Here is a 25,925-nt window from a genome sequence, read left to right as displayed (position 1 = left end):
CTTTGCGTACGCGCACGAGCGGTTCACGGCAGGATCGCTTCCGTGTCGTACCCCTCGCCTCCACCGCACCCCTCCCCCGCACCCGGCGAGCCGCCGGTGGGACCTGCCGTCGCCCGGTCCGACGCCGGTCCCTTCCCGCTGGGCGCCTTCCCCGGCGACGACGGGACGCGGTTCGCCGTGCACGCGCCCCACGGCAGCCGTGTTCAGCTCTGCCTGATCGACGACGCCGGCCGCGAGGAACGCATCGACCTGCCGGACAAGACGTACGGCGTCTGGCACGGCGCGGTGCCGGGGGTCCGCCCGGGCCAGCGCTACGGCTACCGCGTGCACGGCGCGTGGCAGCCCCGGACCGGGCTACGTGCCAATCCGCACAAGCTGCTGCTCGACCCGTGGGGCCGGCAGCTGACCGGCGACATCGGCGACACGGCCCGCTTGCTCGGCTACGAGCGCACCCCGTTCGGCGATGCGTCGACCGTGGACTCCCTCGGCCACACACCGCTGTCGGTGGTGGCCGACAACCCCGGCCGGGCCCGGCACAACCGTCCCGGCACGCCGTGGGAGCAGACGGTGATCTACGAACTGCACGTCGGCTCCTACACCGCCCGCCATCCCGCCGTCCCCGAGCAGTGGCGCGGCACCTATCTGGGTCTGACGGCGCCGGCCGTGCTCGAACACCTGGTCGGCCTGGGGGTCACCGCCGTCGAACTGCTGCCCGTGCACGCCTTCCTCACCGAACCACCCGTACGGGATCGCGGCATGCGCAACCACTGGGGTTACTCCACCGCTTCGTACTTCGCGCCCCACCCGGGCTACGCGGCCACCCCCGGCAACGAGATCGCGGAGTTCCGGACGATGGTCGACACGCTCCACGAGGCGGGCCTCGAGGTGATCCTCGACGTGGTCTACAACCACACCTGCGAATGGTCGGTGGACGGCCCGCACGTGTCCTGGCGCGGCCTCGACGCGCCCGGCTACTACCTCCTCGACGCCACCGGCCACGACATCGACCTGACGGGCTGTGGCAACACCGTCGACGGCAGTTCCCCGGTGGCGGTGCGGATGATCTGCGACAGCCTGCGGTACTGGGCGACGGAGATGGGTGTGGACGGCTTCCGGTTCGACCTGGCCAGCGCGCTCGCCCGGCCGCGAGGCGGCGACTTCGATCCCCGGGCGGCGGTGTTCACCGCCATCACCACCGACCCCGTCCTGACCCGGCTCAAGCTGATCGCCGAGCCCTGGGATGCGACCCTGCCCGGCTACCAGCTCGGCAACATCGGTCCCCAGTGGTCGGAGTGGAACGATCGTTACCGCGACTCGGTGCGGCGCTTCTGGGCGCGCGGTGCGGGAATCCGGGAGGTCGCCTCCCGGCTCGCGGGCTCGGAGGACCTCTACGGCCGGCACACCCACCGGCCGTGGATGTCGATCAACTTCGTCACCGCGCACGACGGTTTCACGATGGCCGACCTCGTCAGCTACCGGCGCAAGCACAACGAGGCCAACGGCGAACAGGGCCGTGACGGTAGCGACAACAACGAATCCGTCGACCACGGCGTCGAAGGACCCACGGACGATCCGCGGATCGTGGCCGCCCGGGCCCGGCACGTGCGTGCGCTGCTCGCCACCCTGCTGCTGTCGACCGGCACCCCGATGCTGCTCGCCGGCGACGAGTTCGGGCACTCCCAGGGCGGCAACAACAATGCCTATTGCGTGCCCGCCGACGTCCCGGTCCGCGACGCCTGGCCACTCGACTGGGAGCACGCGGACCAGGAACTCGTCGAGTTCGTGCGGCAGACGTTGCGTCTGCGCAAAGTGGTGCCGGTGCTGCGTCAGGGCCGCTTCTTCGACGGCAGGGCCCGCCAGGTCGGCTACCCCGACCTGGTGTGGTTCGGCGCGGACGGAAGGGAACTGCAGGAGGCGGACTGGCTCGACGAGAACCGGCGGACGCTGCAGGCGTGGGTGGACGGCTCGCAGCTGGGCACGGTCACCCGCGCGGGCGTTCCGCTGACGGACAGCAGCGGCCTGCTCGTGCTGCACGCAGGCGGCCCCACCACCCTGACCCTCGGCCGGGCCGAGTGGTACCACGGTGCGATGGTGTGCGCCTTCGACTCGAGCTCCCTCGACGGAGAGCCCGCGGATCTCACGCCGCTGCCCGCCGGCTCGACGTTCCCGCTGACCGGGCCGACGCTGCTGGTGTTCCGGATCGCGACGTGATCAGCCCGGGACGGCGACGACCGTCACCGACCCCGGCGTCACCTCGGTGAATCCCGCGTCCCGTACCGCCACGGCGGTGCCGGCGTCGACCCGCTCCGTCAGGTACCGCCACCGGGCGGGGTCGGCGTCGCGCACGGCACACACGAATCCGGAGTCGGCCCATGCGCCGGCGCGCTCGACGTCCAGGGCCCCGGCCAACAGCATCGCGGCGTGGCCGACCTGTGCCGCGGCCTTCCCGACGGTCATGCCGAGCGCGGCGTCGATCCACAGCACCGGAACTCCGGCGGGCGGATCGCCCGGGGTGTCGTGGGGCAGATCGGTGCCGCCGATCTGCAGCCGCGAGATGCGCGGATCGAGAGCGCCGACGGGCCCCGGGACCAGTGCCCGGGCGTGTGCCCCCCGGTGTTCGACGGTGATTCCGTCGACCTCCTGCGCGGCGCGCCACTGGGCACCGCGGGCGCGACGGCTGACCTTGCGGATGCGCGCGTCGGTCCACGCGAGGTAGGGCTCGCGCCACGGGCCGGGTTCACCGGCCGGCCCGGTCCCGACGCGTGGGTCCAGGCACAGCGCGATTGTCGCCATCGCAGCAGCCTCGAGCAGCGCGCTACGGGAGGGCGGATCCTGCTTGGGGATGTGCAGCACGATCGGCATCGCGAGCACCGCCCCGGGGTCCTCCGGGTCCGGTCGATGCCCGTAGCCGCGGGCGAGGACACCGTGGCGAGCCACGAAATCCGCACCGTGGCGAGCCACGAAATCCGCACCGTGGCGCGTCACGACATCCGCACCGTGGCGAGCCACGACGTCGGGACCGAGCGGGGCCGTGGCCTCAGGCACCGGTGTCGAGGGGCACGCGGCGCAGGGTGCCGTCGACCCGGTCGGCGGCCTCCACCTCGTCGCGGGTGACGCCGAGGACGAACAGCACCGCGTCCAGGTACGGGTGGGACAGCGCGGTGTCCGCGACCTCGCGTAGCGCCGGCTTGGCGTTGAAGGCGATGCCGAGCCCTGCCGCGCCGAGCATGTCGATGTCGTTGGCGCCGTCGCCGACCGCGACGGTCTGCTCGATCGGCACGCCGGCCTCGGCGGCGAACTCCCGCAGGGCACGGGCCTTGGCGGCGCGGTCCACCACCTCGCCGACGACGCGGCCGGTGAGCTTGCCGTCGACGATCTCGAGCGTGTTCGCCCGGACGAAGTCCAGTTCGAGTTCGTGGGCGAGGCCGTCGATGACCTGCCGGAAGCCACCGGAGACGACGCCGCATCGGAAGCCGAGCCGGCGCAGCGTGCGGATGGTGGTCCGGGCGCCGGGGGTGAGCTCGAGGTTCTCGGCGACCTCGTCGATCACCGACGCGGGCAACCCGGCCAGGGTCGCCACCCGCTGGTTCAGCGACTCGGTGAAGTCGATCTCCCCGCGCATCGCGGCCTCGGTGACGGCGCGGACCTTGTCCTCCACGCCGGCGTGCGCGGCGAGCATCTCGATGACCTCGCCCTGGACGAGGGTGGAGTCGACGTCGAACACGATCAGCCGCTTCGAGCGGCGGGCGAGACCGGCGCGCTCCACGGCGATGTCGACACTGAGGCCCGCGGCGACCTCGGCGAGCCCGGCGCGCAATCGGACGTCGGCCTCGGCGCCGGGGTCGGCCGCGGTCACCATGAGTTCGAGACCTGTCACCGGATAGTCGGCGATGCCCCGGATCGAGTCGATGTTGGCGCCCTGCCGCGCGAGCTCACGACCCACCGAACGCAGCGCCCGGGCGCTGACGGGACTGCCGAGGACCACAACGGCGTGGGTGGACACGGTCGAGCCGATACCCGGCTCGACACCGGTCTGCACCTGGGCGTGCATGCCGATGGTGGCCATGGCGGCCTCGATCTCGTCCTGCAGGGCATCGGGATCGGCGGGGCAGGAGACCAGCACACCGAGGGTGAGCCGGCCCCGGATCACGACCTGCTCGACGTCGAGCAGATCGACCTCGTGCCGGGTGAGCGCCGCGAAGAGCACAGAGGTCACGCCGGGATGGTCCGGCCCCGTCACAGTCACCAGCATCGCGGTGTCAGACGCCACCTACGTCTCCGATCCTTCGTCCGTCGCGGCACATGCTCACTCATTGTGCCAGGTGAACGGGGTGCCGAACGAGCAGGGGTCCACCCCGGAAGAATGCGCGAGGCCCCGCCCGTCGGGACGGGCGGGGCCTCGGGAAGCGTCGATCCTGTGTGCGGATCAGCGGTCGGCGGGGGTCCTCTCGGCACCCTCGCTCAGCGCCACATGGTTGTGCTTGTTGCTGCCCGGACCGACGTGCGCCTCGGCGCGGATGCGGTCCACCATGTGGGGGTAGTGCAGCTCGAACGCCGGGCGCTCCGAGCGGATGCGCGGCAGCTCGTAGAAGTTGTGCCGCGGCGGCGGGCAGCTCGTCGCCCACTCGAGGGAGTTGCCGTAACCCCACGGGTCGTCGACGGTCACGACCTGGCCGTACCGGTAGCTCTTGAACACGTTCCACAGGAACGGCAGGGTCGAGGCGCCGAGCACGAAGGCACCGACGGTCGAGATGATGTTCAGGGTGGTGAACCCGTCCGAGGGCAGGTAGTCGGCGTAGCGGCGCGGCATGCCCTCGTTGCCCAGCCAGTGCTGCACCAGGAACGTGGTGTGGAAGCCGAGGAAGGTCAGCCAGAAGTGCCACTTGGCGAGACGCTCGTCGAGCATGCGTCCGGTCATCTTCGGGAACCAGAAGTAGATGCCGGCGTAGGTGGCGAACACGATGGTGCCGAAGAGCACGTAGTGGAAGTGCGCGATGACGAAGTAGGAGTCCGTCACGTGGAAGTCGAGCGGCGGGCTGGCGAGGATGACGCCGGACAGGCCGCCGAACAGGAAGGTGACGATGAAACCGACCGAGAACAGCATCGGCGACTCGAACGTCAGGTGGCCCTTCCACATGGTGCCGATCCAGTTGAAGAACTTCACGCCGGTGGGCACCGCGATCAGGAACGTCATGAAGGAGAAGTACGGCAGCAGCACGGCGCCGGTGGCGTACATGTGGTGCGCCCACACCGCGATCGAGAGCGCCGCGATGGCCAGGGTCGCGTAGACCAGGCCGGTGTAGCCGAAGATCGGCTTGCGCGAGAACACCGGGAAGATCTCCGAGACGATGCCGAAGAACGGCAGCGCGATGATGTACACCTCGGGGTGGCCGAAGAACCAGAACAGGTGCTGCCACAGCATGACGCCGCCGTTGGCGGGGTCGAAGATGTGCCCGCCCAGGTGGCGATCGACGAAGAGGCCGAAGAACGCGGCGGTCAGCAGCGGGAACGCCAGGAGGATGAGCACGCTGGTGATGAGGATGTTCCAGGTGAAGATGGGCATCCGGAACATCGTCATGCCGGGGGCGCGCAGGCACACGACGGTGGTGATGAAGTTGACCGCACCGAGGATGGTGCCCAGACCCATCACGCCGAGGCCGAGGACCCAGAAGTCACCACCGACGCCGGGCGAGTGCAGCTCACTGGTGAGCGGGCTGTAGGCAGTCCAGCCGAAGTCGGCCGCACCACCGGGGGTGATGAAGCCGGCGGTCACGATCGTCGCGCCGAACAGGTACAGCCAGTAGCTGAACGAGTTCAGGCGCGGGAACGCGACGTCGGGCGCGCCGATCTGCAGCGGCAGGATGTAGTTCGCGAAGGCGAACACGACCGGGGTCGCGTACATCAGCAGCATGATCGTGCCGTGCATGGTGAACAGCTGGTTGTACTGCTCGTTCGACAGGAACTGCAGACCCGGGACCGCGAGCTCGGTGCGGATGAGCAGAGCCATCACGCCACCGATGAGGAAGAACGCGAACGAGGTGACCATGTACATGATCCCGAGCATCTTGGGATCCGTGGTCGTGATCATCTTGTAGAAGAACGAGCCCTTGGGTCCCTGCCGCGGCGGGTACGGCCTCGCTGCAGCTATCTCCGGGACTGGCTGGGGCGCTACGGCAGTCACTAATCCTCCTGATTGCGCGCTCGACTCGCAGTGCGAGACGAACGTTCTCTGGCTTGCGCTGATCGAATCGTAGACGGTGCGACCACCGCACGCTCACCGGGTCCTACTCAGTGTCGTACTCGGCGGTCGAGCATACCGGCGGGGGTCTGTGACCCACGCAACCCGGGGCCGTGGCACACCTCACCGAGCACACGGTTTCGCCCGCACACTAAGGTAAGCGTTCCCTAACTGTTTGCGATCCCGAGAGACGAGGTCCACCGTGTATCCCCTCCCCCTGCGCCGCGGCATCGCCGCCCTGGCGGCGTCCCTGACCGCGGCCGTGCTGCTCGCGGGCTGTTCCTCCGGCGAGACGGCCGAGCAGACCCCCGCCACCGCGGGCTTCCCACGCACCGTCGAGCACTTCCGCGGAACGACCACCGTCGAGTCCCAGCCGCTGCGGGTCGTCGCGCTCGACACCAGCTACGCGGACGCGACGCTGCTGCTCGAGTCCGACCTCGTCGGCTACGTCGACTACCGCACCGAAGGACTGCCCGACTACCTCGGTGACAGCCGCCGGCAGTTCGCCGCCGAGGCCACCTCCGTCGGTGCGGTCTCCGACGCGAGCCTGGAGAAGATCGCCGCGCTGCACCCCGACCTGATCCTGTCCGCCGACGTGCGCGACGGCGAGAACTACGACAAGCTCTCCGCCATCGCGCCCACGGTCTTCTCCGAGAGCACCGGGCCGACGTGGAAGGACAACATCCGTCTCGCCGCGCGGGCCCTCGGCAAGGAGGACCTCGCCGAACAGAAGATCGCCGACTACGAGGCCCGGGCGAAAGCCATCGGCGACGAGATCAACGCCACAGCCGGCAACCCCACCGTCTCGGTGGTCCGCTTCGCCGGTGAGCCCACCGCCCGCCTCTACCGCACCACGTCGTTCAGCGGCATCGTCCTCGAGGACGCCGGCCTGGCCCGCCCCGCGAGCCAGGGACCCGACCCGGCCGATCCGAGCAGCATCATGAACGCGATCAGCCCCGAACTCATCGGCGAGGCGGACGCGAATGTGATCTTCGTCAGCATGTACCGCGACGGGGAGGGCAAGTCCGAGGCGGCGGCGCAGCCGTTCCTCTCCAACCCGCTGTGGCAGAACCTGCGCGGCCGGAAGGTGGACGTGGACGACAGCCTGTGGATGACGCCGGTGTCCATCCAGGGCGCGCACGAGATCCTCGACGACCTCGCCGAGGCGTTCGGGGTCGATCCGCACACCAGTTAACCTGGACCGTCCCCTAGACAGGAGTGGTCGTATGCCCGCAGCGTCCCGGTCTCGCGCCGTCACGTGCACCGTCGCCCTCGCCGCCGTCGCGGCACTCGGGTTGGCGGGATGCGCGGAGGCGACGGACGATCCGGCGAGCAGCATCGTGCGCACCACCACCCGCATCGCCGGGGCGGCCGTCGTCGGGATCGAACGCGACACGACCACCGCGTGCGCGCTCCCCAGCCCCCCGGACCCGGGGCAGCCCGCCGGCGGCACCCGGTCGGTGATCCACACCGGCGGCGTCTCCGAGGTGCCCGCCGACCCGCAGCGGATCGTCGTGCTCGACGCCGCCGCGATGGACGCGGTGTGCGCCCTGGGCCTGTGGGAGCGGGTGGTCGGCACGACCACCGACGTCGCCCGGGCCGAGTACCTGGGCACGGGGATCGCGACGCTGCCGTCGGTGGGCACCACATCGGCGCCCGACGTCGCGCTCATCGACGGCATGGAGCCGGACCTCATCCTCGGCTCGTCCGCCGACCCGGAGCTCTACCGCCGGCTCGGCACCGTCGCGCCGACGGTGCTCGTCGGCTCCGACCCGGTGTTCTGGCGGCAGCAGTTCCTCCGCGCCGGCGAAACACTCGGACGCTCGCAAGCGGCCGGCCGCGTGCTCGACGACTACCGCGCGACCGCGACGGACGTCGGCAAGGCGGTGACCGCGTCGCAGACCCAGGCGTCGATCGTGCGGTTCAACGGCGACGGCGCCGTCGTCGAGGGCACCGCCTCGTTCGCCGGACAGGTCCTCGCCGACGCCGGCGCCGCGCGCCCGCCCGCACAGCGGTTCGGTGTGCAGGACGGGCGCGCGGACGCCCCGCTCGACGAGGCCGACCCGGCCGCCGCGGAGGGCGACCTGATCTACGTCCGCTTCGCCGGCGAGGACGGCGTCGCGCACGGCAGCGAGGTGATGGACTCCGAGGCGTGGCTCGAGCTCGGGGCGGTCACCGACAGCCGGCTGTTCGCGGTGGACGACCTGGTGTGGTCCACGCCCGGCCCGGTGGCCGCGAAGGCCGTCCTGACGGATGTGCGCAACACCCTCAACGGCTATTCCAACTGAGTCGACCTCGTCGAAAGGCGCCCGGGGACATGCCTATTCCGGAGTTCGTCGCGCAACTGCGCGCACAGGTCGGTCCCGCGCCGCTGTGGCTGCCCGGCGTCAGCGCCGTCGTCGTCGACCCCGACGGACGGGTGCTGCTGACCCGTCGCGCGGACAACGGCCTGTGGGCCGTGGTCTCGGGCATCCTGGAACCCGGCGAGGAACCCGCCGTCGCGGCCGTGCGCGAGGTGCGGGAGGAGACCGGCATCGACGCCGAGATCGTCCGGCTCACGAGCGTGGACGTGACCGCTCCGATCACCTATCCCAACGGGGACGTCGCGCGGTACCTGGACGTGTGCTTCCTGATGCGCCCGACGGGTGGCGTGGCCCACGTCGCCGACGACGAGAACCTCGAGGTGGCCTGGTTCGCGCCGGATTCGTTGCCGCAGAACATGACCGCCACGTCGGTGCTGCGCCTGGAGAAGGCGCTGCGGGACGTGCCGGAGGCGTGGTTCCGCCGCCCCTGACGGTGCGCCTGACGCCCACCTGACGGCCGAATGTCACACGTGCTCGATCAGATCGAACGCGTGTGACATTCGGCCACAACAGGTGGACCGTGGGGTCAGAAGTCCCAGTCCTCGTCCTCGGTGACGACGGCCTTGCCGATCACGTACGAGCTGCCCGAGCCGGAGAAGAAGTCGTGGTTCTCGTCGGCATTCGGGGACAGCGCGGACAGGATCGCCGGGTTCACGTCGGTCTCGTCCTTGGGGAACAGCGCCTCGTAGCCGAGGTTCATCAGGGCCTTGTTGGCGTTGTACCGCAGGAACTTCTTGACGTCCTCGGTGAGCCCGGCCTCGTCGTAGAGGTCCGCGGTGTACTGGGTTTCGTTGTCGTACAGCTCGAACAGCAGATCGAAGACCCAGTCCTTGAGCTCGTCGCGCTCGGCCTGGGTGATCTGCTCGAGGCCGCGCTGGTACTTGTAGCCGATGTAGTAGCCGTGCACGGCCTCGTCGCGGATGATCAGCCGGATCATGTCCGCGGTGTTGGTCAACTTCGCCCGCGACGACCAGTACATCGGCAGGTAGAAGCCCGAGTAGAACAGGAACGACTCGAGCAGCGTCGAGGCAGCCTTGCGCTTGAGCGGGCTGTCGCCCTGGTAGTAGTCGAGGACGATCTGCGCCTTGCGCTGCAGGTTGTCGTTCTCTTCCGACCAGCGGAACGCGTCGTCGATCTGGCGGGTGGAGCACAGCGTCGAGAAGATGCTCGAGTACGACTTGGCGTGCACCGACTCCATGAACGCGATGTTGGTGAGCACCGCCTCCTCGTGCGGGGTCACCGCGTCCGGGATCAGCGACACCGCGCCGACGGTGCCCTGGATCGTGTCGAGCAGGGTCAGACCGGTGAACACGCGCATGGTCAGTTCCTGCTCGTACTCGGTGAGCGTGCCCCACGACGGGATGTCGTTGGACACCGGGACCTTCTCCGGCAACCAGAAGTTGCCGGTGAGGCGGTCCCACACCTCCGAGTCCTTCTCGTCCGGAACGCGGTTCCAGTTGATCGCCGAGACGCGGTCGATCAGTTTGACGTGGGCGCCGTCGGCCGGCGAGTGCGCGCGGGGTGCGGAGGTCATCTGTCTTTCCCTACCTGAGTTTCGATGTGTACCGGCAAGATTCGTCACAGCATGCAGGAGACGCAGCCCTCGACCTCGGTGCCCTCGAGCGCCATCTGCCGCAGCCGGATGTAGTACAGCGTCTTGATTCCCTTGCGCCAGGCGTAGATCTGCGCCTTGTTCACGTCGCGGGTGGTGACGGTGTCCTTGAAGAACAACGTCAGCGACAGGCCCTGGTCGACGTGCTGGGTGGCCGCCGCATACGTGTCGATGATCTTCTCGTACCCGATCTCGTACGCGTCCTGGAAGTACTCCAGGTTGTCGTTGGTCAGGTAGGGAGCGGGGTAGTAGACGCGGCCGATCTTGCCCTCCTTGCGGATCTCGATCTTCGACGCCACCGGGTGGATGGAACTGGTGGAGTTGTTGATGTACGAGATCGACCCGGTCGGCGGCACGGCCTGCAGGTTCTGGTTGTAGATGCCGTGCTCCTGGACCGACGCCTTCAGCGCACGCCAGTCGTCCTGCGTGGGAATCGCCACGTCGGCGTCGGCGAAGAGCTGCCGCACGCGGGCGGTGGCCGGCTCCCACACCTGGTCGGTGTACTTGTCGAAGAACTCGCCCGAGGCATACTTCGACTCGGGGAAGCCCTTGAAGTACGTGCCCCGCTCGATGGCGAGCCGGTTCGACGCGCGCAGCGCGTGGAACAGCACGGTGTAGAAGTAGATGTTCGTGAAGTCGACGCCCTCTTCGGAGCCGTAGAAGATGCGCTCACGGGCGAGGTAGCCGTGCAGGTTCATCTGCCCGAGGCCGATCGCGTGGGAGTCGTTGTTGCCCTGCTCGATCGACGGCACCGAGTAGATGTGGGTCTGGTCCGACACGGCGGTCAGCGCCCGGATCGCCACCTCGATGGTGTGCGCGAAGTCCGGCGAGTCCATCGCCTTGGCGATGTTCAGCGAGCCGAGATTGCACGAGATGTCCTTGCCCACATGGCTGTAGGACAGGTCCTCGTTGAACGTCGACGGCGTGGAGACCTGCAGGATCTCCGAGCACAGGTTCGAGTGGGTGATCTTGCCCTGAATGGGATTGGCCCGGTTGACGGTGTCCTCGAACATGATGTACGGGTAGCCGGACTCGAACTGCAGTTCCGCAACCGTCTGGAAGAACTCGCGCGCCTTGATCTTCGACTTGCGGATGCGCTTGTCGTCGACCATCTCGTAGTACTTCTCGGTGACGTCGATGTCGGCGAACGGCACACCGTAGATGCGCTCGACGTCGTACGGCGAGAACAGGTACATGTCCTCGTTGCGCTTCGCCAGCTCGAACGTGATGTCGGGGATGACGATGCCCAGCGAGAGGGTCTTGATGCGGATCTTCTCGTCCGCGTTCTCGCGCTTGGTGTCGAGGAAGCGGTAGATGTCGGGGTGGTGGGCGTGCAGATACACCGCGCCGGCGCCCTGGCGGGCCCCGAGCTGGTTGGCGTAGGAGAAGGAGTCCTCGAGCAGCTTCATGATCGGGATGACGCCGGAGGACTGGTTCTCGATCTGCTTGATCGGCGCCCCGTGCTCTCGGATGTTGCTCAGCAGCAACGCAACCCCGCCTCCGCGCTTGGACAGCTGCAGTGCCGAGTTGATCGAGCGGCCGATGGACTCCATGTTGTCCTCGATGCGCAGCAGGAAGCAGGAGACGGGCTCGCCGCGCTGCTTCTTGCCGGAGTTGAGGAACGTCGGGGTCGCGGGCTGGAACCGGCCGGAGATGATCTCGTCGACGAGGTGGGTCGCGAGCTGCTCGTCGCCGGCGGCCAGGGTCAGCGCGACCATGCAGACGCGGTCCTCGAACCGCTCCAGGTAGCGCTTGCCGTCGAACGTCTTGAGCGTGTACGAGGTGTAGTACTTGAACGCACCCAGGAACGTCGGGAAGCGGAACTTCTTCGAGTAGGCGTGCTCGAAGAGCTGCTTGACGAACGGGCGGGAGTACTGCTCGAGCACCTCGGGCTCGTAGTAGTTCTCCTCCACGAGGTAGTCGAGCTTCTCCTCGAGGTTGTGGAAGAACACCGTGTTCTGGTTGACGTGCTGCAGGAAGTACTGGCGCGCGGCGGCGACGTCCTTGTCGAACTGGATCTCGCCGTTGGGCCCGTAGAGGTTCAACATCGCGTTGAGCGCGTGGTAGTCGAGTCCCTTGAGGGATTCGTCGATCTTGGCGCTCGCTGCCGGCGCGGCATCGGTGACGGTCACGGTGCTTGCTCCCACTGTGAGTAGACGGGTTCGCCGCGCACCCGTATCCCCGACGGTGACGCAGCGTTGATGGAGTGGACGAGTGTGGGTGAGGTCGCGGTTACGCCGACTGCAACGCCTGCGCCCAGAACTGTGCCAGGCCCTCGCGGACGCGCTCGACGTCCTCGGCGGTACCCATCAGTTCGAACCGGTAGAGGTACGGGACCTTGCACTTCTGGGAGACCACATCCCCGGCGTAACAATAGGATTCGCCGAAGTTGGTGTTGCCGGCGGCGATGACCCCGCGAATCAGCGCACGGTTGCGCGGATTGTTGAGGAACCGGATGACCTGCTTGGGCACGAAGTTCGTGTCCCGGCCGGTCGCGGTGGTGCCGCCGCCGTAGGTCGGCAGGATCAGCACGTACGGCTCGTGCACCTCGAAGGTGCCGTCACGGTCGTGCAGCGGAATCCGGGTGGCCGGCAACCCCAGTCGCCGGACGAATCGGTGCGTGTTCTCCGATGTGCTCGAGAAATACACCAACGAGGTCATGGATGTCTCACATCACTTCGCTCGGGTCCGGCGACCGGCCGCAGGGGCGGTGGGTCGGCGCGCGACGGGTCAGGCGGCGACGGCGAGGGCCTTGATCCGGTCCGGGCGGAAGCCGGACCAGTGCTCGTCACCGGCGACCACCACGGGGGCCTGCAGGTAACCGAGGGCCATCACGAAGTCCCGCGCTTCCGGGTTCTCCGAGATGTCGACGACGGCGTACTCGATACCGGCCTTGTCGAGGGCACGGTAGGTGGCATTGCACTGAACGCAGGCAGGCTTGGTGTAGACGGTGATGTTCATGGTTTCCCCTTTTCGACAACCTGACGACTGACTGCACAGCAGTGCCTCGAGGCCCGTCGTACCAGCACGATCCCGCTTCCCCGAGGGACCGGAAACGATCAAGCCTTCCAGCGCTCTAGACACTACACCTAGTGGCCGACAGATTCATAGAACGCGAGATGTTGTGAGTTACAGCCGTGATATTCCCAGGTCGTTACTCACCGCGCGGGGCTGTCGGGCAGGTACGGGAGCACGTCCTCGAGGTGCACCGGAAGCCGGCGCACCCGCGCCCCGGTGGCGTGCCGGAGGGCATTGACGACCGCCGCGGCGCTGCCGACGATGCCGATCTCCCCGACCCCGCGCGACCCCATCGGTGTGGCGTGCAGGTCGTCCTCGTCGAGCCAGCTCGCGTCCACGTCGCCGACGTCGGCATTGGTGGGGATGTGGTACTCCGCGAGGTCGTGGTTGACCACGTGGCCGGTGCGGGGATCGCGGATGCTCTCCTCGTGCAGGGCCATGGAGATGCCGAAGCACATCCCGCCGATCAGCTGCGAACGGGCGGTGCGGGGGTTGACCACCCGGCCCACGGAGAACACGCCGAGCATCCTCGGCACCCGGATCTCGCCCGTGTCGACATCCACCCGCACCTCGGCGAAATGCGCGCCGAACGACTGGATGCGGTAGTGCTCGAGCGCGGGATTCTCCTCGGCCGTCGCCGATGCCTCGGCACCCGGCTCCGGCCGATCCCCGTGCCGCTTGCGGAACGCGTGGGCCGCGGCGACGATCGCCGTGCCCCACGACGAGGTACCGGAGGATCCGCCGGCGACGGTGGCGTTCGGCAGGGCCGAGTCACCGATCTCGAGATGGATGTCCTCGGGCCGGCAGCCGAGCGCGTCGGCCGCGACGAGGGTGAGCGTGGTCCATGCTCCGGTCCCGATGTCCGCGGCGCCGGTGCGGACGGTGAAGCGCCCGTCGCCGTCGTGCCGGACCGCGACCTCGGTGCCGGGGTTGACCAGGTGCGGGTAGCTCGCCGCGGCCACTCCGGTCCCCACGAGCCACCGGCCGTCGCGGCGGGTGCCGGGCGTGCGGTCGGCGGCGTCCCAGCCGAAACTGCGACTCCCCTCCCGCAGGCACTCCACCAGCCGGCGCGAGGACCAGGGCCGGCCGGACTCGGGATCGGCGGGCGGGTCGTTGCGGACCCGCAGTTCGATCGGGTCCATGCCGCACGCCACCGCCAGCTCGTCCATCGCGACCTCGCCGGCGAACATCCCGGGGGCCTCCCCCGGCGCACGCATCCAGTAGGGCGCGGGCACGTCGAGCGCGACGATGCGGTGCGAGGTGCGCCGATACGGCGAGGCGTACATCCCCCGCGACGACACCGCCGTCTGCTCCGCGTACTCGCGCACGTGCGAGGACTGCGAGAAGGCCTCGTGCACCATGGCTTCGAGACGCCCTTCCCGGCTCGCGACGAGGCGGACGTGCGAGACGGTGGGCGGCCGGTAGCCGACGTACCCGAACATGTCCTGCCGGGACACGGCGAACTTGACCGCCCGACCGGGCAGCAGGCGCGCCGCCATCGCCGCCACGACGTCGTGCGCGTGCGGCGCCCCCTTGGACCCGAAACCACCCCCGACGTAGGGACTGATCACCCGCATCTGCTGGGGGCGCAGACCGAGCACGGGAGCCAGCGTGGAGACGACGCCGTGGGCGCTCTGCGTGGAGTCGTACAACGTCAACGACTCGCCGGACCACTCGGCCACGACCGTGTGCGGTTCGAGGGGGTTGTTGTGCTCCTCCGGGGTGGAATACCAGCCGTCGACCACGACGCCGTCGCGCTCCGCGGCCTCGGCCGCTGCGGCATCGCCCTGTTCCGTGTCGGTCGGATATCCGCCGTTGGCCTGTTCCGGGGCATAGCTGCGCGGGTGGTCGTGCCGGAACGCGACGTCGTGCGGCGCGGACTCGTACTCCACCCGGACCAGTTCGCTTGCGTGTCGCGCGATCTCGGGCGTCTCGGCGACCACGGCGGCGACGATCTGCCCCCGGAAGGCGACGTCCGGGCTCTGCAGGACCGCGTACTCGGCCTCCGAGGTGTCCGCCAGGCGGGGGGCACTCCACGGGGTGAGAACGGCGAGCACGCCGGGCAGGGCCTCCGCCTCCGCGGTCTCGATGCGGGTCACCGTTCCCCGCGCCACGGTTGCCGTGACCGGGACGAGGTAGGCCGGGTCGTCGACCGGATGCTCGTACGCGTAGGGCGCGGTTCCGGCCACCTTCCGCGGGCCGTCCACCCGCGGCGTCGACGTGCCGATCGGGCGCTGGGCCGAGTGGGTCATGCGACTGCCTCCGAGGTGAGTTCACGCAGTACCGAGACGAGGGTGCGGCGCAGCAGCGGCACCTTGAACTCGTTGCCGTCGAGGGGCCGGGCATCGGCGAGTTCCGCGTCGGCGGCCGCGGCGAAGACGCCGTCACCGGGGGCGCTCCCCAGCAGGACGTGCTCGGCGCGATGGGCGCGCCACGGCCGGTGCGCGACGCCGCCGAGGGCGATGCGGCATCCGGTGACGACGCCGTCGGCGACCGTCAGGTCCGCCGCCACCGAGACGAGCGCGAACGCGTACGACGCCCGGTCGCGCACCTTGCGGTACGTCGAGACGGCGCCTTCGGGCGCCGGGATCTCGACGTCCAGGATCAGCTCGTCGCGCTCGAGCACCGTGTCGTACTCGGGGCTTTCGCCGGGAAGCCGGTAGAGCTGCTCGACGGGGATGCACCGCTCCCCCTGCGATCCGAGCACCGTCACCTGGGCGTCGAGCGCGAGCAGCGCCACCGCCATATCCGACGGGTGGGTGGCGACGCACTGTTCGGAGGCGCCGAGGATGGCGTGGTAGCGGGTGTAGCCACCGATCGCGGTGCAGCCGCTGCCCGGGGTGCGCTTGTTGCACGGGGTCGACGGGTCCCGGAAGTACACGCAGCGGGTCCGCTGGAGCAGATTGCCGGCGGTGGTGGCCATGTTGCGCAGCTGCGGGGAGGCGCCGGCCAGCAGGGCCCGGGCCAGGACCGGGTACCGGCGGCGGACGATCGGGTGGGCGGCCAGGTCGCTGTTGCGCACGTTGGCGCCGACGCGCAGCCCGCCTTCGGCGGTCTCCTCCACGATGTCGAGCGACAGGCGGGAGACGTCGACGAGGACGTCGGGCGCGGTGACGCCGAGCTTGAGGTGGTCCACCAGGTTCGTGCCGCCGGCGAGGAAGGCGGCACCCGGGTGGCCGGCGACCGCGGCGACCGCGGCGGCGGGATCGGCAGGCGTCTCGTAGCGGAACGTCTTCACGAGCAGTGCCCCTCCCCGCGCGCGACGTGGCGGAGCGCTTCGACGATGTTGGGGTAGGCCGCGCAGCGGCACAGGTTTCCGCTCATGCGTTCACGGATCTCGTCGTCGGTCAGTTCCGGGTCCTGTGTGAGGTCCGCGGTGACGTGGCTCGGGGAACCCTTGGCGGCCTCGTCGAACATCCCGACGGCGGAGCAGATCTGGCCAGGTGTGCAGTAGCCGCACTGGAAGGCGTCGCATTCGACGAACGCCTGGGGCAGGTGCGAGGGACCGTCGTCCGCGATGCCGGCGGCGGTGACGACGTCGGCGCCGTCGTGGGCGACCGCGAGCGACAGGCAGCTCACGATGCGCCGGGAGTCGAGCAGGACCGTGCACGCGCCGCACTGGCCGTGGTCGCAGCCCTTCTTCGGGGAGTAGATCCCGAGCCGGTCGCGCAGGGCATCGAGGAGCGTGGTGCGCACGTCGACGGTGCAGCGGCGCTCACGGCCGTCGACGCGCAGGGTGATCGTGTGCTCGTGTTCGCCGGGACTGTCGCTCTCGTGCGCCATGGGCTCCTCCGTCGCGGTGGGGACTGGCGAGGTATTCCCCGCAGCATGCCCCGGCAATCACGGCTGCGGGCGCGAATGGGGTACGGACGGTGACGGCCCCGGACCTGGCGTGGTCCGGGGCCGTTCGGTGTGCGGCCGGCTCAGGCGTCGACGAGTTCCCGGCGGGCGTCGGCGAGCTGGGCGAGCAGCGCGGAGATCTGCTCGGCGACCTCGGCGTTCTCCTTGGGGTGGGCGTCGCCGAACTTGTCGATGGTGCCGCCGATGGACAGCTGCAGGCCCGTCCGGCTGCCGGCGATGCCGAGCGCCTTGACGGTCTCCTCGAGCGCCCACTTCGCGCCGTTGCCGCTGGGCGAGGCGCTGATGACGGCGACGGGCTTGCCGGCCAGGGCGCCGGCGCCGTACGGGCGGGAGAGCCAGTCGATGGCGTTCTTGAGCACGGCGGGGATGGTGCCGTTGTACTCGGGGGTGACGAGCAGGAGGGCGTCGGCCTCGCTCGCCGCGACGCGCAGCGCCCCGGCGGCGACGGGCGCGCCGGTCTCGCCGTCGAGGTCCTCGTTGTAGAAGGGCACCTCGCCGAGGCCTTCGTACACGGAGACCTCGACGCCCTGCGGCGCGACGGCGGCCGCGGTCTCGGCGAGGCGGCGGTTGACGGAGGCGGAGCGCAGGCTGCCGACGAGAGCGAGAACGCGGGTCTGGGACATGGGGGTGTTTCCTTCGGTTCGGGTGTCCGGGTCTGACTCCACTCTAAACGGACCGCGGTCCACTTCCATTCCCGGGCGGTACTGTGACGTGGTGAACATTCCGCTGCTGCCGCTGGTCGGGGACGAGGGCGTCGAACGGTGCGACGCGGCCCGCAACCGGCGCCGGCTCCTCGAGGCGGCCTCGCTCCTCGTCGCCGAACGCGGCGTCGACGCGGTCACGATGGACGCCGTCGCCGCGCGCGCCGGGGTCGGCAAGGGCACCGTCTTCCGCCGCTTCGGCTCCCGTGCGGGACTCATGCGCGCCCTGCTCGACCATTCCGAACAGGCCCTGCAGCAGCAGTTCCTCACCGGTCCCCCGCCGCTCGGACCCGGCGCCGATCCCGTCGACCGGCTCGTCGCGTTCGGTCGTGCCCGCATCCGTCTCGTGGAGGTGCAGGGCGAGGTGCTCCGCGCCGCGGAGAGTTCCGCCGAGGCCCGGTTCAATGCCCCGGCACGGGCCGTCAGCCTGACCCACATCGAGGTCCTGCTTCGCGCTGCGGGTGTCGACGGCGACCTCCCGCTGCTGGCCCAGGCCCTGTTCGCCCCGCTCGAGGCCACCCTGGTCCTGCATCAGTGGCGCGATCTGGGGTTCTCGCTCGACCGGCTCGCCGACGGGTGGGCGGACCTGGCCCGCCGCGTCGTCACGGCGCCGCCCGCCGCCGGGCGGGCGGTACCGTGACCGGCATGCGGCGGACTCTCGGGCTCTCGATTCTCCTCGCGCTGGCCGCGACGACGGCCGCCTGCGCGGGCGACGGCGCCGCCGCCCCGCCCCAGGACCCGGCCGTGCTCGTGGGGCGGGCGTTCGTCTCCACCGCGGTGTCGGGCCCGCAGATTCCCGGCGGCGGCCCACTGGTCGTGGAGTTCCCCGATGCGGGCCGGATCGCCGCCACCGCCGGCTGCAACCGTTCGTTCGGGTCGGTGGAACTCGGTGACGGCGTGCTGCGCGCCGATCGGCTCGGCAGCACTCTCATGTCGTGCCCGCCGCCGCTCGACCGCGCCGACACCTGGCTGTCCGATCTGCTGGCGTCGGAACCGCGCTGGCGTCTCGACGGCGACGTACTCACCCTCGACGGCGGGGACGTGTCCGTCTCACTGCTCGACCGCACGGTCGCCGACCCCGACCGTCCCGTCGTGGACACGCACTGGGTGCTCACCGAACTCGTCACGGCCGACGCGGTGTCGACCTCCCGCGCCCTCGAGGACGCCGCGCCCACCCTGACCGTCGCCGGCGACGGCACGGTCTCGGGCAGCACCGGCTGCAACCGGTTCACCGGTACCGCCACCGTCGGAGACACCGTGGTCACGTTCGGGCCGCTGGCCACCACCCGCGCGGCGTGCCCCGACCCGGAGCTCGCGCGGATCGAGTCGGCCGTCCTGGGAGTGCTGTCCGGCGAGGTGCGGTACACGGTCGAGGGTGCGGCGATGCGGCTGACCGCCGCCGACGGTGTCACCGGCCTCGGATACACCGCCCGCTGACGAGCCGGCTTCGGCTCAGTACCGCTCGACCAGCCACTGCGCGAGTGCGCGGGCACTGGCATCGACCTTGGCCGGCCAGTCCAGGGCGGTCTCGTCGGCGTGGTCGCTCACGTGCTTGACGAGCCGGCACTGCGCGCCCATGCGGGATGCGGCGAGCGCGACCGCGAAGCCCTCCATGTCGACGAGGTCGGCGCGGGCGGCGAGCGCGTCACGCACCTGCGCGTCCGAGACGAAGGAATCGCCCGTGGCGAGCACCGTCCCGTCCCCGTCGTCGAGTTCGAGCACGTCCTCGACCGGGTAGCCGAGGCTGCGCAGCACCTCGCTGCTGATGTCGTGATTGATCACCGCCGAGGGGACGTAGAGGCCGCCGTGGTGCAGGTGTAGCGCCCCGGCGGTCCCGATGTTGACCACCACCGGCGGGGTCCCGCGCCGGTGCCGCGCCAGCGCCTCGGTCACCGCGACGGCCGCGTGCACCTTGCCGATGCCGGTGATCACCGTCTCGTAGTGCGCCGGCACGTGCGCTGCCTCGGACTTCGTGGCGGCGACGACGAGGATCTCGGTCAACTTTTCTCTCCCAGCGCGAGGGTCGCGAGCGCCGCCCGGTGCAGCGCCCGCCCGTACCCCGCACCGTAGCCCGCCGCGTGCACCGCCAGCGGATGCAGCTGGTGCATCGGCACGCGCTCGCGCCATCCGGAACGCAGCGGGCACGTGGCGTCGTAGGCCGCGACGATCTCGTCGAGCCGGGGGCAGCCGAACAGCGCCAGCATCGCCAGGTCCGTCTCGCGATGACCGCCGTGCGCCGCCGGGTCGATCAGCACCACCCCCGCGGCGGTCCACAGCACGTTGCCGTTCCACAGGTCGCCGTGCAGGCGGGCGGGGGGTGCACCGTCGTCGAACTCCCCGGCGGCGACGCGCGCGCAGGCCCGCTCGACGTCGGGCAGCTGCGCGGCGGTGACGCTGCCGGCGTCCACCGCGATCCGCAGGAACGGCTCGACCCGTTCCACCACGTAGAACTCGCCCCAGCTCGCGTGGACCGTGCTACTCATCGGCCGCTTGCCGATGAACAGCTGGCCGTCGAATCCGTCCGGTGCGCAACCGAATCCGGCGGCGCCCGCGGCGTGCATACGCGCCAGGCGAGCGCCGAACTCCCGAGCCGCCGCGGCGGTGGGGGCCGCCTCGGTCAACCGCTCGAGGTCGATGTGGTCCACCCCGACGCCGCGGACACCGGCAACGGGCATGCCGGCGTCCGCGAGCCAGGCCAGCCCGGCGGCCTCGGCGCGGAAGAAGTCGGGGTGAGCCCCGGCCCGGTGCTTGCGGAAGACGTCGCTGCTCATCGCCACGAGTGTGCCCGCGGCGCGCCGCGCATGTCACCCGAGCAGACCGTCGGGCGTCCCGCTAGGGTTCGGAATATGGCGAACCTTCGCGAGCAGATCATCGAGGAACTCGGCGTCCGGCCGACGATCGACCCCCGGGCGGAGGTCCGGTCCCGCGTGCAGTTCCTGAAGGACTACGTCGTGTCGACCCCCGCCAAGGGGTTCGTTCTCGGCATCAGCGGCGGTCAGGACAGCACCCTCGCCGGCCGGCTCGCCCAGCTCGCGGCGGAGGAACTGCGGGCCGAGGGCCGCGAGGCCGAGTTCGTCGCGGTGCGGCTGCCCTACGGCGAGCAGGCCGACGAGCACGACGCGCAGGTCGCGCTGGAGTTCATCGGTCCCGACCGCTCGTTGCGGATCAACGTCAAGCCCGGTGCCGACGCCTCGGCCGCCGAGGTCGGGCAGGCCATGCACGAGATCTACGGCAACGGATCGCAGCTGAGCGACTTCGTGCGGGGCAACATCAAGGCCCGCGAGCGGATGATCCTGCAGTACGCGATCGCCGGCGAGCTCGGCTACCTGGTGGTCGGGACGGACCACGCCGCCGAGGCGGTGACCGGGTTCTTCACCAAGCACGGCGACGGCGGGGTGGACCTGACCCCGCTCGCCGGCCTGACGAAGCGGCAGGGCGCAGCGCTGCTGCGCGAACTCGGGGCTCCCGACAGCACCTGGCAGAAGGTGCCGACCGCGGATCTCGAGGAGGACCGGCCGGCCCTTCCGGACGAGGTGGCCCTGGGTATGACCTACGCGGAGATCGACGACTACCTCGAGGGCAAGGACGTCACCCCGGAGCTGGCCGAGAAGCTCGAGCGGACGTTCCTGAACACCCGGCACAAGCGGACGGTGCCGGTGTCGCCGTTCGACACCTGGTGGCGCTGACAGCCACCCCGCCCGGCGGCCGGGCCGATCCGCTCAGCCCGGCGGCCGGGCCGATCCGCTCAGCCCGGCGGCCGGGCCGATCCGCTCAGCCCGGCGGCCGGGCCGATCCGCTCAGCCCGGCGGCCGGGCCTGATCCCGTCAGCCGCCGGCGAACGGCGGGAGGACGTCGACCGTAGGTCCGGCGGCGCGTCCGAGGTCGCGGGTGAGTTCGGAGTCGATGAGGAACGCGGCCACCGACAACACCCGCGCCATCTCGGCGCCGTGACGGTCGATCAGGGCGGTCTTGAGGGTGCCCAGATCCACCGACGGCGCCAGCGCCACCGTCTCCTTCTCCACTCCGGCCGCGTCCGCCGCCGCCGCGAAATACCGCACCTCGATGCCCGTCACGGTCTCACCCACCGATAGCTCCCATGCTGCGCTGCGGCGGGGTGAAGTCCGCCGCGTCGATGCCGTGTCCGGCCCACTTGTTCCACATTGCACCACGCCACAGCGCGGCGAGCTCGTCGTCGTTCGCGCCGCCGCGCAGCGCCGCCCGCAGGTCGGTCTCCCGGTCGCTGAACAGGCACGAGCGCACGGTGCCCTCCGACGTCAGGCGGGTGCGGTCGCAGTCCGAGCAGAACGACCGGGTCACCGACGCGATGATGCCGACCGTCGCGGGCCCGCCGTCGACCGCCCAGCGTTCGGCCGGCGCGGCCGGGTCCTCGCGGCCGACCTCGGTGAGGGCGAAGCGGGCGGAGAGCACGTCGAGCAGCCGCTGCGCGGGCACCATGTTCGCCCGGGCCCACTCGTGGTCGGCGTCGAGCGGCATCTGCTCGATGAACCGCAGCTGCACGCCCTCGTCGAGGCACCAGGCCAGCAGGTCCGCGGCCCCGTCGAGGGTCTGCGGCATGAGCACCGCGTTGACCTTCACCGGCGCGAACCCGGCCGCCTTGGCCGCGCGGATCCCGTCGAGCACCGAATCCAGCCGATCGCGCCGGGTCAGCCGGGCGAACCGCGCGCGGTCGACCGAGTCCAGGGAGATGTTGACCCGGGTCAGGCCCGCCTCCGCCAGCGCCCGGGCACGATGGGCGAGTCCCACCGCGTTGGTCGTCACCGCCAGCGGGATGCCGGGGACGGCGCGCGCACACCCGGCGACGATCTGCTCGAGGTCCCGCCGCATGAGCGGCTCCCCGCCGGTGAAGCGCACCTCCCGGACCCCGAGCCGGTGCACCGCGACGGCCACGAGCCGCACGATCTCGTCGGCGCTGAGCAGCCGCTCGCGCGGGATCGCCGGCAGCCCCTCCTCGGGCATGCAGTACGTGCAGCGCAGCGAGCACTTCTCGGTGATCGACACCCGCAGGTCGCGCGCGACACGCCCGAACCGGTCCAGCAGTTCGGGAGTGTCGGGCCGGTCGGAGACGTCGTCGACAGCGGCAGGGCGCACCGCCGGGATCCCCACGTGCACCGCGGTCATCGGGCCTCCGTCCTCATGACCCTCAGTATGCCGTCGCGGGCCCCGTCGTGCGGGAGGAGCAGAAACCACGACCCGGACGAGGACGCACGGCGCCGCGAGCGATGTGCCTAGGATTGGCCCATGGCGGGCGGCAGGCGGTCGGTGGAGGAGCATGCGCGACACGTGGCGACGTTGCTCTCCCCGTTGCTGATCCGCGGTACCGAACCGGTGCCGCTGCTCGAAGCGCTCGGCCGGGTGCTGGCCGAGGACGTCGTCGCTCCGATTGACCTCCCCACCTTCCGCAATTCGCAGATGGACGGCTACGCGGTCGACACGGCCTCGCTCACCGCGGCGCCCGCGGCCCTGCCCGTGCGTGCCGTCCTCGCGGCCGGCGACGGGGTCGTCGCGCACGTGCCCGGGACCGCCACCAAGATCATGACCGGCGCGCCACTGCCCACCGGTGCCGACGCCGTCGTTCCCGTCGAGGACACCGTGCCGGTCGAGGACACCGTGCCGGTCGAGGACACCGTGCCGGTCGAGGACACCGTGCCGGTCGAGGACACCGCGGCCGAGGGGCGGGGACTCCGGGTCACGGTGTGCAGGCTGCCCGAACCGGGGGCATACGTGCGCGAGCGCGGCAGCGACATCCACCGCGGTCGCACGCTGCTGCCCGCGGGCACCGTCGTCGCGGCCCGGCACGTCGCGGCGCTCGCCGCCGTCGGCCTGACCCACGTGTCCGTCCGGACTCGGCCGCGCGTGGCGGTGATCTCGACCGGCAGCGAACTGGTGCCCGGAGGAAGCGTTCTCGCCCCGGGCAAGATCCACGACTCGAACGGGCCGGCCCTGGCCGCCAGCGCGGCCGCCAACGGGGCGCTGGTGGTCTCGGTGGATCGCAGCGGCGACGATGCGGAGGTGTTCGCGGCGAAACTCGCTCGCGCCGCCGCCGTCGCCGAGGTGGTGTTCACCTCGGGCGGGGTGTCGAAGGGCGACTTCGAGGTCGTCAAGGACGTGCTCGGCCCGCGAGGGGCCGAATTCGTGTCGGTGGCGATGCAGCCGGGCGGTCCGCAGGGCACGGCACTGGTGGATTCCGTGCCGGTGCTGACCTTCCCCGGCAATCCGGTCAGCGCGCTGGTCTCGTTCGAGGTGTTCGCCCGGCCGGTACTGCGGGCCGCCGCGGGGCTGCCCGCCGTCGAGCCCGAGACCCGGCCTCTGTCAACAGGTCTCAGCTCCGTGCCGGGCAAGCGCCAGTTCCTGCGCGCTCGCCGCGACGGCGGCGCCGTGGTGGCGATCCCCGGCGCCGGGTCCCACCTGATCGCCGCGATGGCCACCGCGGACGTACTGCTCGACATCCCCGCCGACACCTCGGACCTCGAACCCGGAGAACTCGTGAAGGTACTACCGCTATGACCGAACCGCACGACCTCACCCCGCCCGACGGCGGGGCCCTGAGTCACCTCGACGACCGGGGCCGCGCCCGCATGGTCGACGTGTCCGGCAAGGCCGACACCGCCCGCGTCGCGGTCGCCGCCGGCGAACTCGTCACCACCGCGGAGGTGGTGTCGCTGGTGCGGGCCGACGACATGCCCAAGGCGGACGTGCTCGCCACCGCGCGGATCGCCGGGATCGCGGCGGCCAAGCGCACGTGGGAGCTGATTCCGCTGTGCCACCAGTTGGCGCTGTCGTCGGTGAAGGTCACCTTCGGGTTCACCGACACCGCGATCACGATCGAGGCGACGGCAAAGACGAAGGGCCCCACAGGCGTCGAGATGGAGGCCCTCACCGCCGTCGCGGTGGCCGGGCTGACGTTGCACGACATGGTCAAGGCCGTCGACCCCGCCGCGGTGCTGAACGGAGTGCGGTTGGTCTCGAAGGAGGGCGGCAAGCGCGGGCACTGGCAGCGCGACGAGGCGGAGAGCGCCGCACCGGCGGAGGACGAGACCGTCACGCCGGACGAGGACGACATCCTGGAGCAGGCCGGCGTGCCGGCGACGGTGCTCGTCGCGTCCACGGGTGTGGCTGCCGGTACGCGGGAGGACAGGACGGGCCCGCTGATCGCGGACTTTCTCGAGGCGCGCGGCTTCACGGTGCGGGGTCCTCTGGTGTATGCCGACGCGGACATCGCGTGGGGCCTCGAGGACGCGCTCGCCGGCGACCCGGCCCTGGTGATCTCCACCGGCGGGACCGGCGCCTCCCCCACGGACGCGACCCCGGAGGCGACGCTGGCGCTGCTGGACCGCGAGCTGCCGGGGGTCGCCGAGGCCATCCGCCTGCGCGGCCTGCAGGCCACCCCGCACGCCTCGCTGTCACGCGGCGTGGCCGGGCTGGTGGGCCGCACGGTGGTGGTCAATCTGCCCGGCTCACCGGGTGGCGTGAAGGACGGGCTGGCGGTGCTCGAGCCGATTCTCGGCCACCTGCTGGCCCAGGTCGCCGGAGGAGGCGCGCATGAATGAGCTGCTGGCACGGATCTCGGCCGAGCCGCTCGACCCGGCGTCGATGGACGCCGCGGTCGCCGGCCCCCAGCACGGGGCGGTGGTGCTGTTCAGCGGGGTGGTGCGCAACCACGACGGCGGGCGCGCGGTGAGCGCGCTCGAGTACCGGGCGCACCCCGAGGCGGAGCGATTCCTGCGTCGCTGTTGCGAACAGGTGGCGGCGGAGTCGGGACTGCCGGTCGCCGCGGTCCACAGAGTGGGCGATCTCACCATCGGCGATCTCGCGCTGGTGGCGGCGGTGGCGGCACCGCACCGGGCCGAAGCCTTCGCTGTGTGCGCCGAACTGGTCGAACGCATCAAACGCGAGGTCCCCATCTGGAAGCGGCAGCGATTCGAGGACGGTCTGTCCGAGTGGGTCGGCCTCGACGCGTGCGCCGACGAGCATCCCGGCGTGGGGTAGGCTGCGGTAGTTCGGGCATCACGACGATGCTCACCGTCGTGGGATACCGGCGGGCCGGGATCGTGCCCGGTTCCGCATGCAATACCGGCATCGGCTTTCCTTGCGGCGATCCACTGCGCCCTCCG

General features: G+C 70.7%; 25 protein-coding genes. 10 read left to right on the top strand and 15 right to left on the bottom strand.

Features of this window, described 5'->3' with window-relative positions; genetic code table 11:
• The first annotated feature begins 96 nt into the window (after positions 1–96).
• Positions 97–2,211 (top strand): glycogen debranching protein GlgX, encoded by a 2,115-nt coding sequence (glgX, locus tag JYA75_RS15230; protein WP_231772701.1) that lies wholly within the window; start codon positions 97–99, stop codon positions 2,209–2,211.
• Here the strand turns inward: glgX and JYA75_RS15225 are convergent, their stop codons facing one another.
• The 3 genes from JYA75_RS15225 to ctaD all read right to left on the bottom strand — a co-directional run bounded on the left by JYA75_RS15225 (position 2,212) and on the right by ctaD (position 6,181).
• On the bottom strand, positions 2,212–2,985 hold the full coding sequence (locus tag JYA75_RS15225; protein WP_065923437.1) for a peptidyl-tRNA hydrolase: 774 nt from the start codon (positions 2,983–2,985) through the stop codon (positions 2,212–2,214).
• 52 nt (positions 2,986–3,037) lie between these two features.
• Positions 3,038–4,252, bottom strand: a complete 1,215-nt coding sequence (gene serB / locus JYA75_RS15220; protein WP_170914110.1) for a phosphoserine phosphatase SerB — start codon at positions 4,250–4,252, stop codon at positions 3,038–3,040.
• A 174-nt stretch (positions 4,253–4,426) separates the two neighbouring features.
• A complete protein-coding gene (gene ctaD, locus JYA75_RS15215; RefSeq protein WP_082120257.1) occupies positions 4,427–6,181 on the bottom strand; it encodes a cytochrome c oxidase subunit I in 1,755 nt (584 codons plus the stop codon).
• Positions 6,182–6,440: 259 nt separating this feature from the next.
• Between ctaD and JYA75_RS15210 the strand changes: the two genes are divergently transcribed.
• Genes JYA75_RS15210 through JYA75_RS15200 form a run of 3 tightly spaced genes read left to right on the top strand, consistent with a single transcriptional unit; the run spans position 6,441 to position 9,032 of the window.
• A complete protein-coding gene (locus JYA75_RS15210; RefSeq protein WP_102799157.1) occupies positions 6,441–7,433 on the top strand; it encodes an iron-siderophore ABC transporter substrate-binding protein in 993 nt (330 codons plus the stop codon).
• 31 nt (positions 7,434–7,464) lie between these two features.
• Complete coding sequence (locus JYA75_RS15205; RefSeq protein ID WP_203329186.1) at positions 7,465–8,526, top strand: ABC transporter substrate-binding protein; 1,062 nt, start codon at positions 7,465–7,467, stop codon at positions 8,524–8,526.
• Between the two features lie 29 nt (positions 8,527–8,555).
• A complete protein-coding gene (locus JYA75_RS15200; protein ID WP_065922430.1) occupies positions 8,556–9,032 on the top strand; it encodes an NUDIX domain-containing protein in 477 nt (158 codons plus the stop codon).
• Positions 9,033–9,127: 95 nt separating this feature from the next.
• On the opposite strand, the gene nrdF is transcribed toward JYA75_RS15200, so the two are convergent.
• The 8 genes from nrdF to JYA75_RS15160 form a co-directional block, all read right to left on the bottom strand.
• The gene (gene nrdF, locus JYA75_RS15195; RefSeq protein ID WP_006940539.1) at positions 9,128–10,135 is read right to left on the bottom strand and encodes a class 1b ribonucleoside-diphosphate reductase subunit beta; all 1,008 of its coding nucleotides are present in this window, start codon (positions 10,133–10,135) and stop codon (positions 9,128–9,130) included.
• A gap of 44 nt (positions 10,136–10,179) precedes the next feature.
• Positions 10,180–12,261: a class 1b ribonucleoside-diphosphate reductase subunit alpha gene (gene nrdE, locus JYA75_RS15190; protein WP_206530652.1), complete on the bottom strand. Its 2,082-nt coding sequence runs from the start codon at positions 12,259–12,261 to the stop codon at positions 10,180–10,182.
• Between the two features lie 184 nt (positions 12,262–12,445).
• Positions 12,446–12,874, bottom strand: coding sequence for a class Ib ribonucleoside-diphosphate reductase assembly flavoprotein NrdI (nrdI, locus tag JYA75_RS15185; RefSeq protein ID WP_006940545.1), 429 nt, complete (start codon positions 12,872–12,874; stop codon positions 12,446–12,448).
• Positions 12,875–12,943: 69 nt separating this feature from the next.
• Entirely contained in the window at positions 12,944–13,174 is a 231-nt protein-coding gene (locus JYA75_RS15180) for a redoxin NrdH (protein WP_006940556.1), read from the bottom strand.
• Positions 13,175–13,371: 197 nt separating this feature from the next.
• Positions 13,372–15,483, bottom strand: coding sequence for a xanthine dehydrogenase family protein molybdopterin-binding subunit (locus JYA75_RS15175; RefSeq protein WP_168579788.1), 2,112 nt, complete (start codon positions 15,481–15,483; stop codon positions 13,372–13,374).
• Positions 15,480–16,469: a xanthine dehydrogenase family protein subunit M gene (locus JYA75_RS15170; protein ID WP_029544485.1), complete on the bottom strand. Its 990-nt coding sequence runs from the start codon at positions 16,467–16,469 to the stop codon at positions 15,480–15,482. Before JYA75_RS15170 ends, JYA75_RS15175 begins: the two co-directional genes overlap by 4 nt.
• Positions 16,466–17,014, bottom strand: coding sequence for a 2Fe-2S iron-sulfur cluster-binding protein (locus tag JYA75_RS15165; protein WP_006940562.1), 549 nt, complete (start codon positions 17,012–17,014; stop codon positions 16,466–16,468). Before JYA75_RS15165 ends, JYA75_RS15170 begins: the two co-directional genes overlap by 4 nt.
• Positions 17,015–17,154: 140 nt before the next feature.
• Positions 17,155–17,715: an NAD(P)H-dependent oxidoreductase gene (locus JYA75_RS15160; RefSeq protein ID WP_006940564.1), complete on the bottom strand. Its 561-nt coding sequence runs from the start codon at positions 17,713–17,715 to the stop codon at positions 17,155–17,157.
• Between the two features lie 88 nt (positions 17,716–17,803).
• On the opposite strand from JYA75_RS15160, the gene JYA75_RS15155 reads away from it, so the two are divergent.
• Both JYA75_RS15155 and JYA75_RS15150 read left to right on the top strand, forming a co-directional pair.
• Complete coding sequence (locus JYA75_RS15155) at positions 17,804–18,433, top strand: TetR/AcrR family transcriptional regulator (RefSeq protein ID WP_006940565.1); 630 nt, start codon at positions 17,804–17,806, stop codon at positions 18,431–18,433.
• Positions 18,434–18,438: 5 nt separating this feature from the next.
• Positions 18,439–19,230 (top strand): META domain-containing protein, encoded by a 792-nt coding sequence (locus JYA75_RS15150; RefSeq protein WP_006940566.1) that lies wholly within the window; start codon positions 18,439–18,441, stop codon positions 19,228–19,230.
• 15 nt (positions 19,231–19,245) lie between these two features.
• Here JYA75_RS15150 and JYA75_RS15145 read toward each other — a convergent pair whose 3' ends face one another.
• Together JYA75_RS15145 and JYA75_RS15140 are read right to left on the bottom strand one after the other, a co-directional pair.
• Positions 19,246–19,794 carry a nucleosidase gene (locus JYA75_RS15145; protein ID WP_006940567.1) on the bottom strand — a complete coding sequence of 183 codons (549 nt, stop codon included), beginning with the start codon at positions 19,792–19,794 and terminating at the stop codon, positions 19,246–19,248.
• Positions 19,791–20,564: a fructosamine kinase family protein gene (locus JYA75_RS15140; protein ID WP_203329185.1), complete on the bottom strand. Its 774-nt coding sequence runs from the start codon at positions 20,562–20,564 to the stop codon at positions 19,791–19,793. Before JYA75_RS15140 ends, JYA75_RS15145 begins: the two co-directional genes overlap by 4 nt.
• A gap of 75 nt (positions 20,565–20,639) precedes the next feature.
• Here JYA75_RS15140 and nadE point away from each other — a divergent pair, with 75 nt between their 5' ends.
• Positions 20,640–21,479, top strand: coding sequence for an ammonia-dependent NAD(+) synthetase (nadE, locus tag JYA75_RS15135; RefSeq protein ID WP_006940569.1), 840 nt, complete (start codon positions 20,640–20,642; stop codon positions 21,477–21,479).
• Positions 21,480–21,617: 138 nt separating this feature from the next.
• Here nadE and JYA75_RS15130 read toward each other — a convergent pair whose 3' ends face one another.
• Together JYA75_RS15130 and moaA are read right to left on the bottom strand one after the other, a co-directional pair.
• Complete coding sequence (locus JYA75_RS15130; RefSeq protein ID WP_006940570.1) at positions 21,618–21,878, bottom strand: hypothetical protein; 261 nt, start codon at positions 21,876–21,878, stop codon at positions 21,618–21,620.
• Complete coding sequence (gene moaA, locus JYA75_RS15125; RefSeq protein WP_203329184.1) at positions 21,871–22,932, bottom strand: GTP 3',8-cyclase MoaA; 1,062 nt, start codon at positions 22,930–22,932, stop codon at positions 21,871–21,873. The genes JYA75_RS15130 and moaA overlap by 8 nt, the downstream gene beginning before the upstream one ends.
• Positions 22,933–23,052: 120 nt before the next feature.
• On the opposite strand from moaA, the gene glp reads away from it, so the two are divergent.
• Genes glp through JYA75_RS15110 form a run of 3 tightly spaced genes read left to right on the top strand, consistent with a single transcriptional unit; the run spans position 23,053 to position 25,800 of the window.
• A complete protein-coding gene (gene glp, locus JYA75_RS15120; RefSeq protein ID WP_203329183.1) occupies positions 23,053–24,318 on the top strand; it encodes a gephyrin-like molybdotransferase Glp in 1,266 nt (421 codons plus the stop codon).
• Positions 24,315–25,361 (top strand): bifunctional molybdenum cofactor biosynthesis protein MoaC/MoaB, encoded by a 1,047-nt coding sequence (moaCB, locus tag JYA75_RS15115; RefSeq protein ID WP_102799155.1) that lies wholly within the window; start codon positions 24,315–24,317, stop codon positions 25,359–25,361. Before glp ends, moaCB begins: the two co-directional genes overlap by 4 nt.
• Positions 25,354–25,800 carry a molybdenum cofactor biosynthesis protein MoaE gene (locus JYA75_RS15110; protein WP_102799154.1) on the top strand — a complete coding sequence of 149 codons (447 nt, stop codon included), beginning with the start codon at positions 25,354–25,356 and terminating at the stop codon, positions 25,798–25,800. Before moaCB ends, JYA75_RS15110 begins: the two co-directional genes overlap by 8 nt.
• Positions 25,801–25,925: the final 125 nt, after the last annotated feature.

The organism is Rhodococcus sp. PSBB066, from assembly GCF_017068255.1.
GTDB lineage: Bacteria > Actinomycetota > Actinomycetes > Mycobacteriales > Mycobacteriaceae > Rhodococcus > Rhodococcus aetherivorans.
The sequence above is the reverse complement of the archived record's forward strand: the minus strand, read 5'-3'. Positions and strand labels throughout refer to the sequence as shown.

Coding starts and splice junctions, on each gene's coding strand:
- JYA75_RS15200 (WP_065922430.1), top strand. CDS start 8,556: ATGCCTATTCCGGAGTTCGTCGCGCAACTGCGCGCACAGGTCGGTCCC.
- moaA (WP_203329184.1), bottom strand. CDS start 22,932: ATGACCGCGGTGCACGTGGGGATCCCGGCGGTGCGCCCTGCCGCTGTC.
- nadE (WP_006940569.1), top strand. CDS start 20,640: ATGGCGAACCTTCGCGAGCAGATCATCGAGGAACTCGGCGTCCGGCCG.
- JYA75_RS15110 (WP_102799154.1), top strand. CDS start 25,354: ATGAATGAGCTGCTGGCACGGATCTCGGCCGAGCCGCTCGACCCGGCG.
- nrdF (WP_006940539.1), bottom strand. CDS start 10,135: ATGACCTCCGCACCCCGCGCGCACTCGCCGGCCGACGGCGCCCACGTC.
- moaCB (WP_102799155.1), top strand. CDS start 24,315: ATGACCGAACCGCACGACCTCACCCCGCCCGACGGCGGGGCCCTGAGT.
- JYA75_RS15205 (WP_203329186.1), top strand. CDS start 7,465: ATGCCCGCAGCGTCCCGGTCTCGCGCCGTCACGTGCACCGTCGCCCTC.
- JYA75_RS15140 (WP_203329185.1), bottom strand. CDS start 20,564: ATGAGCAGCGACGTCTTCCGCAAGCACCGGGCCGGGGCTCACCCCGAC.
- JYA75_RS15160 (WP_006940564.1), bottom strand. CDS start 17,715: ATGTCCCAGACCCGCGTTCTCGCTCTCGTCGGCAGCCTGCGCTCCGCC.
- JYA75_RS15175 (WP_168579788.1), bottom strand. CDS start 15,483: ATGACCCACTCGGCCCAGCGCCCGATCGGCACGTCGACGCCGCGGGTG.
- serB (WP_170914110.1), bottom strand. CDS start 4,252: ATGCTGGTGACTGTGACGGGGCCGGACCATCCCGGCGTGACCTCTGTG.
- JYA75_RS15180 (WP_006940556.1), bottom strand. CDS start 13,174: ATGAACATCACCGTCTACACCAAGCCTGCCTGCGTTCAGTGCAATGCC.
- glp (WP_203329183.1), top strand. CDS start 23,053: ATGGCGGGCGGCAGGCGGTCGGTGGAGGAGCATGCGCGACACGTGGCG.
- nrdE (WP_206530652.1), bottom strand. CDS start 12,261: ATGTTGAACCTCTACGGGCCCAACGGCGAGATCCAGTTCGACAAGGAC.
- JYA75_RS15165 (WP_006940562.1), bottom strand. CDS start 17,014: ATGGCGCACGAGAGCGACAGTCCCGGCGAACACGAGCACACGATCACC.
- nrdI (WP_006940545.1), bottom strand. CDS start 12,874: ATGACCTCGTTGGTGTATTTCTCGAGCACATCGGAGAACACGCACCGA.
- JYA75_RS15150 (WP_006940566.1), top strand. CDS start 18,439: ATGCGGCGGACTCTCGGGCTCTCGATTCTCCTCGCGCTGGCCGCGACG.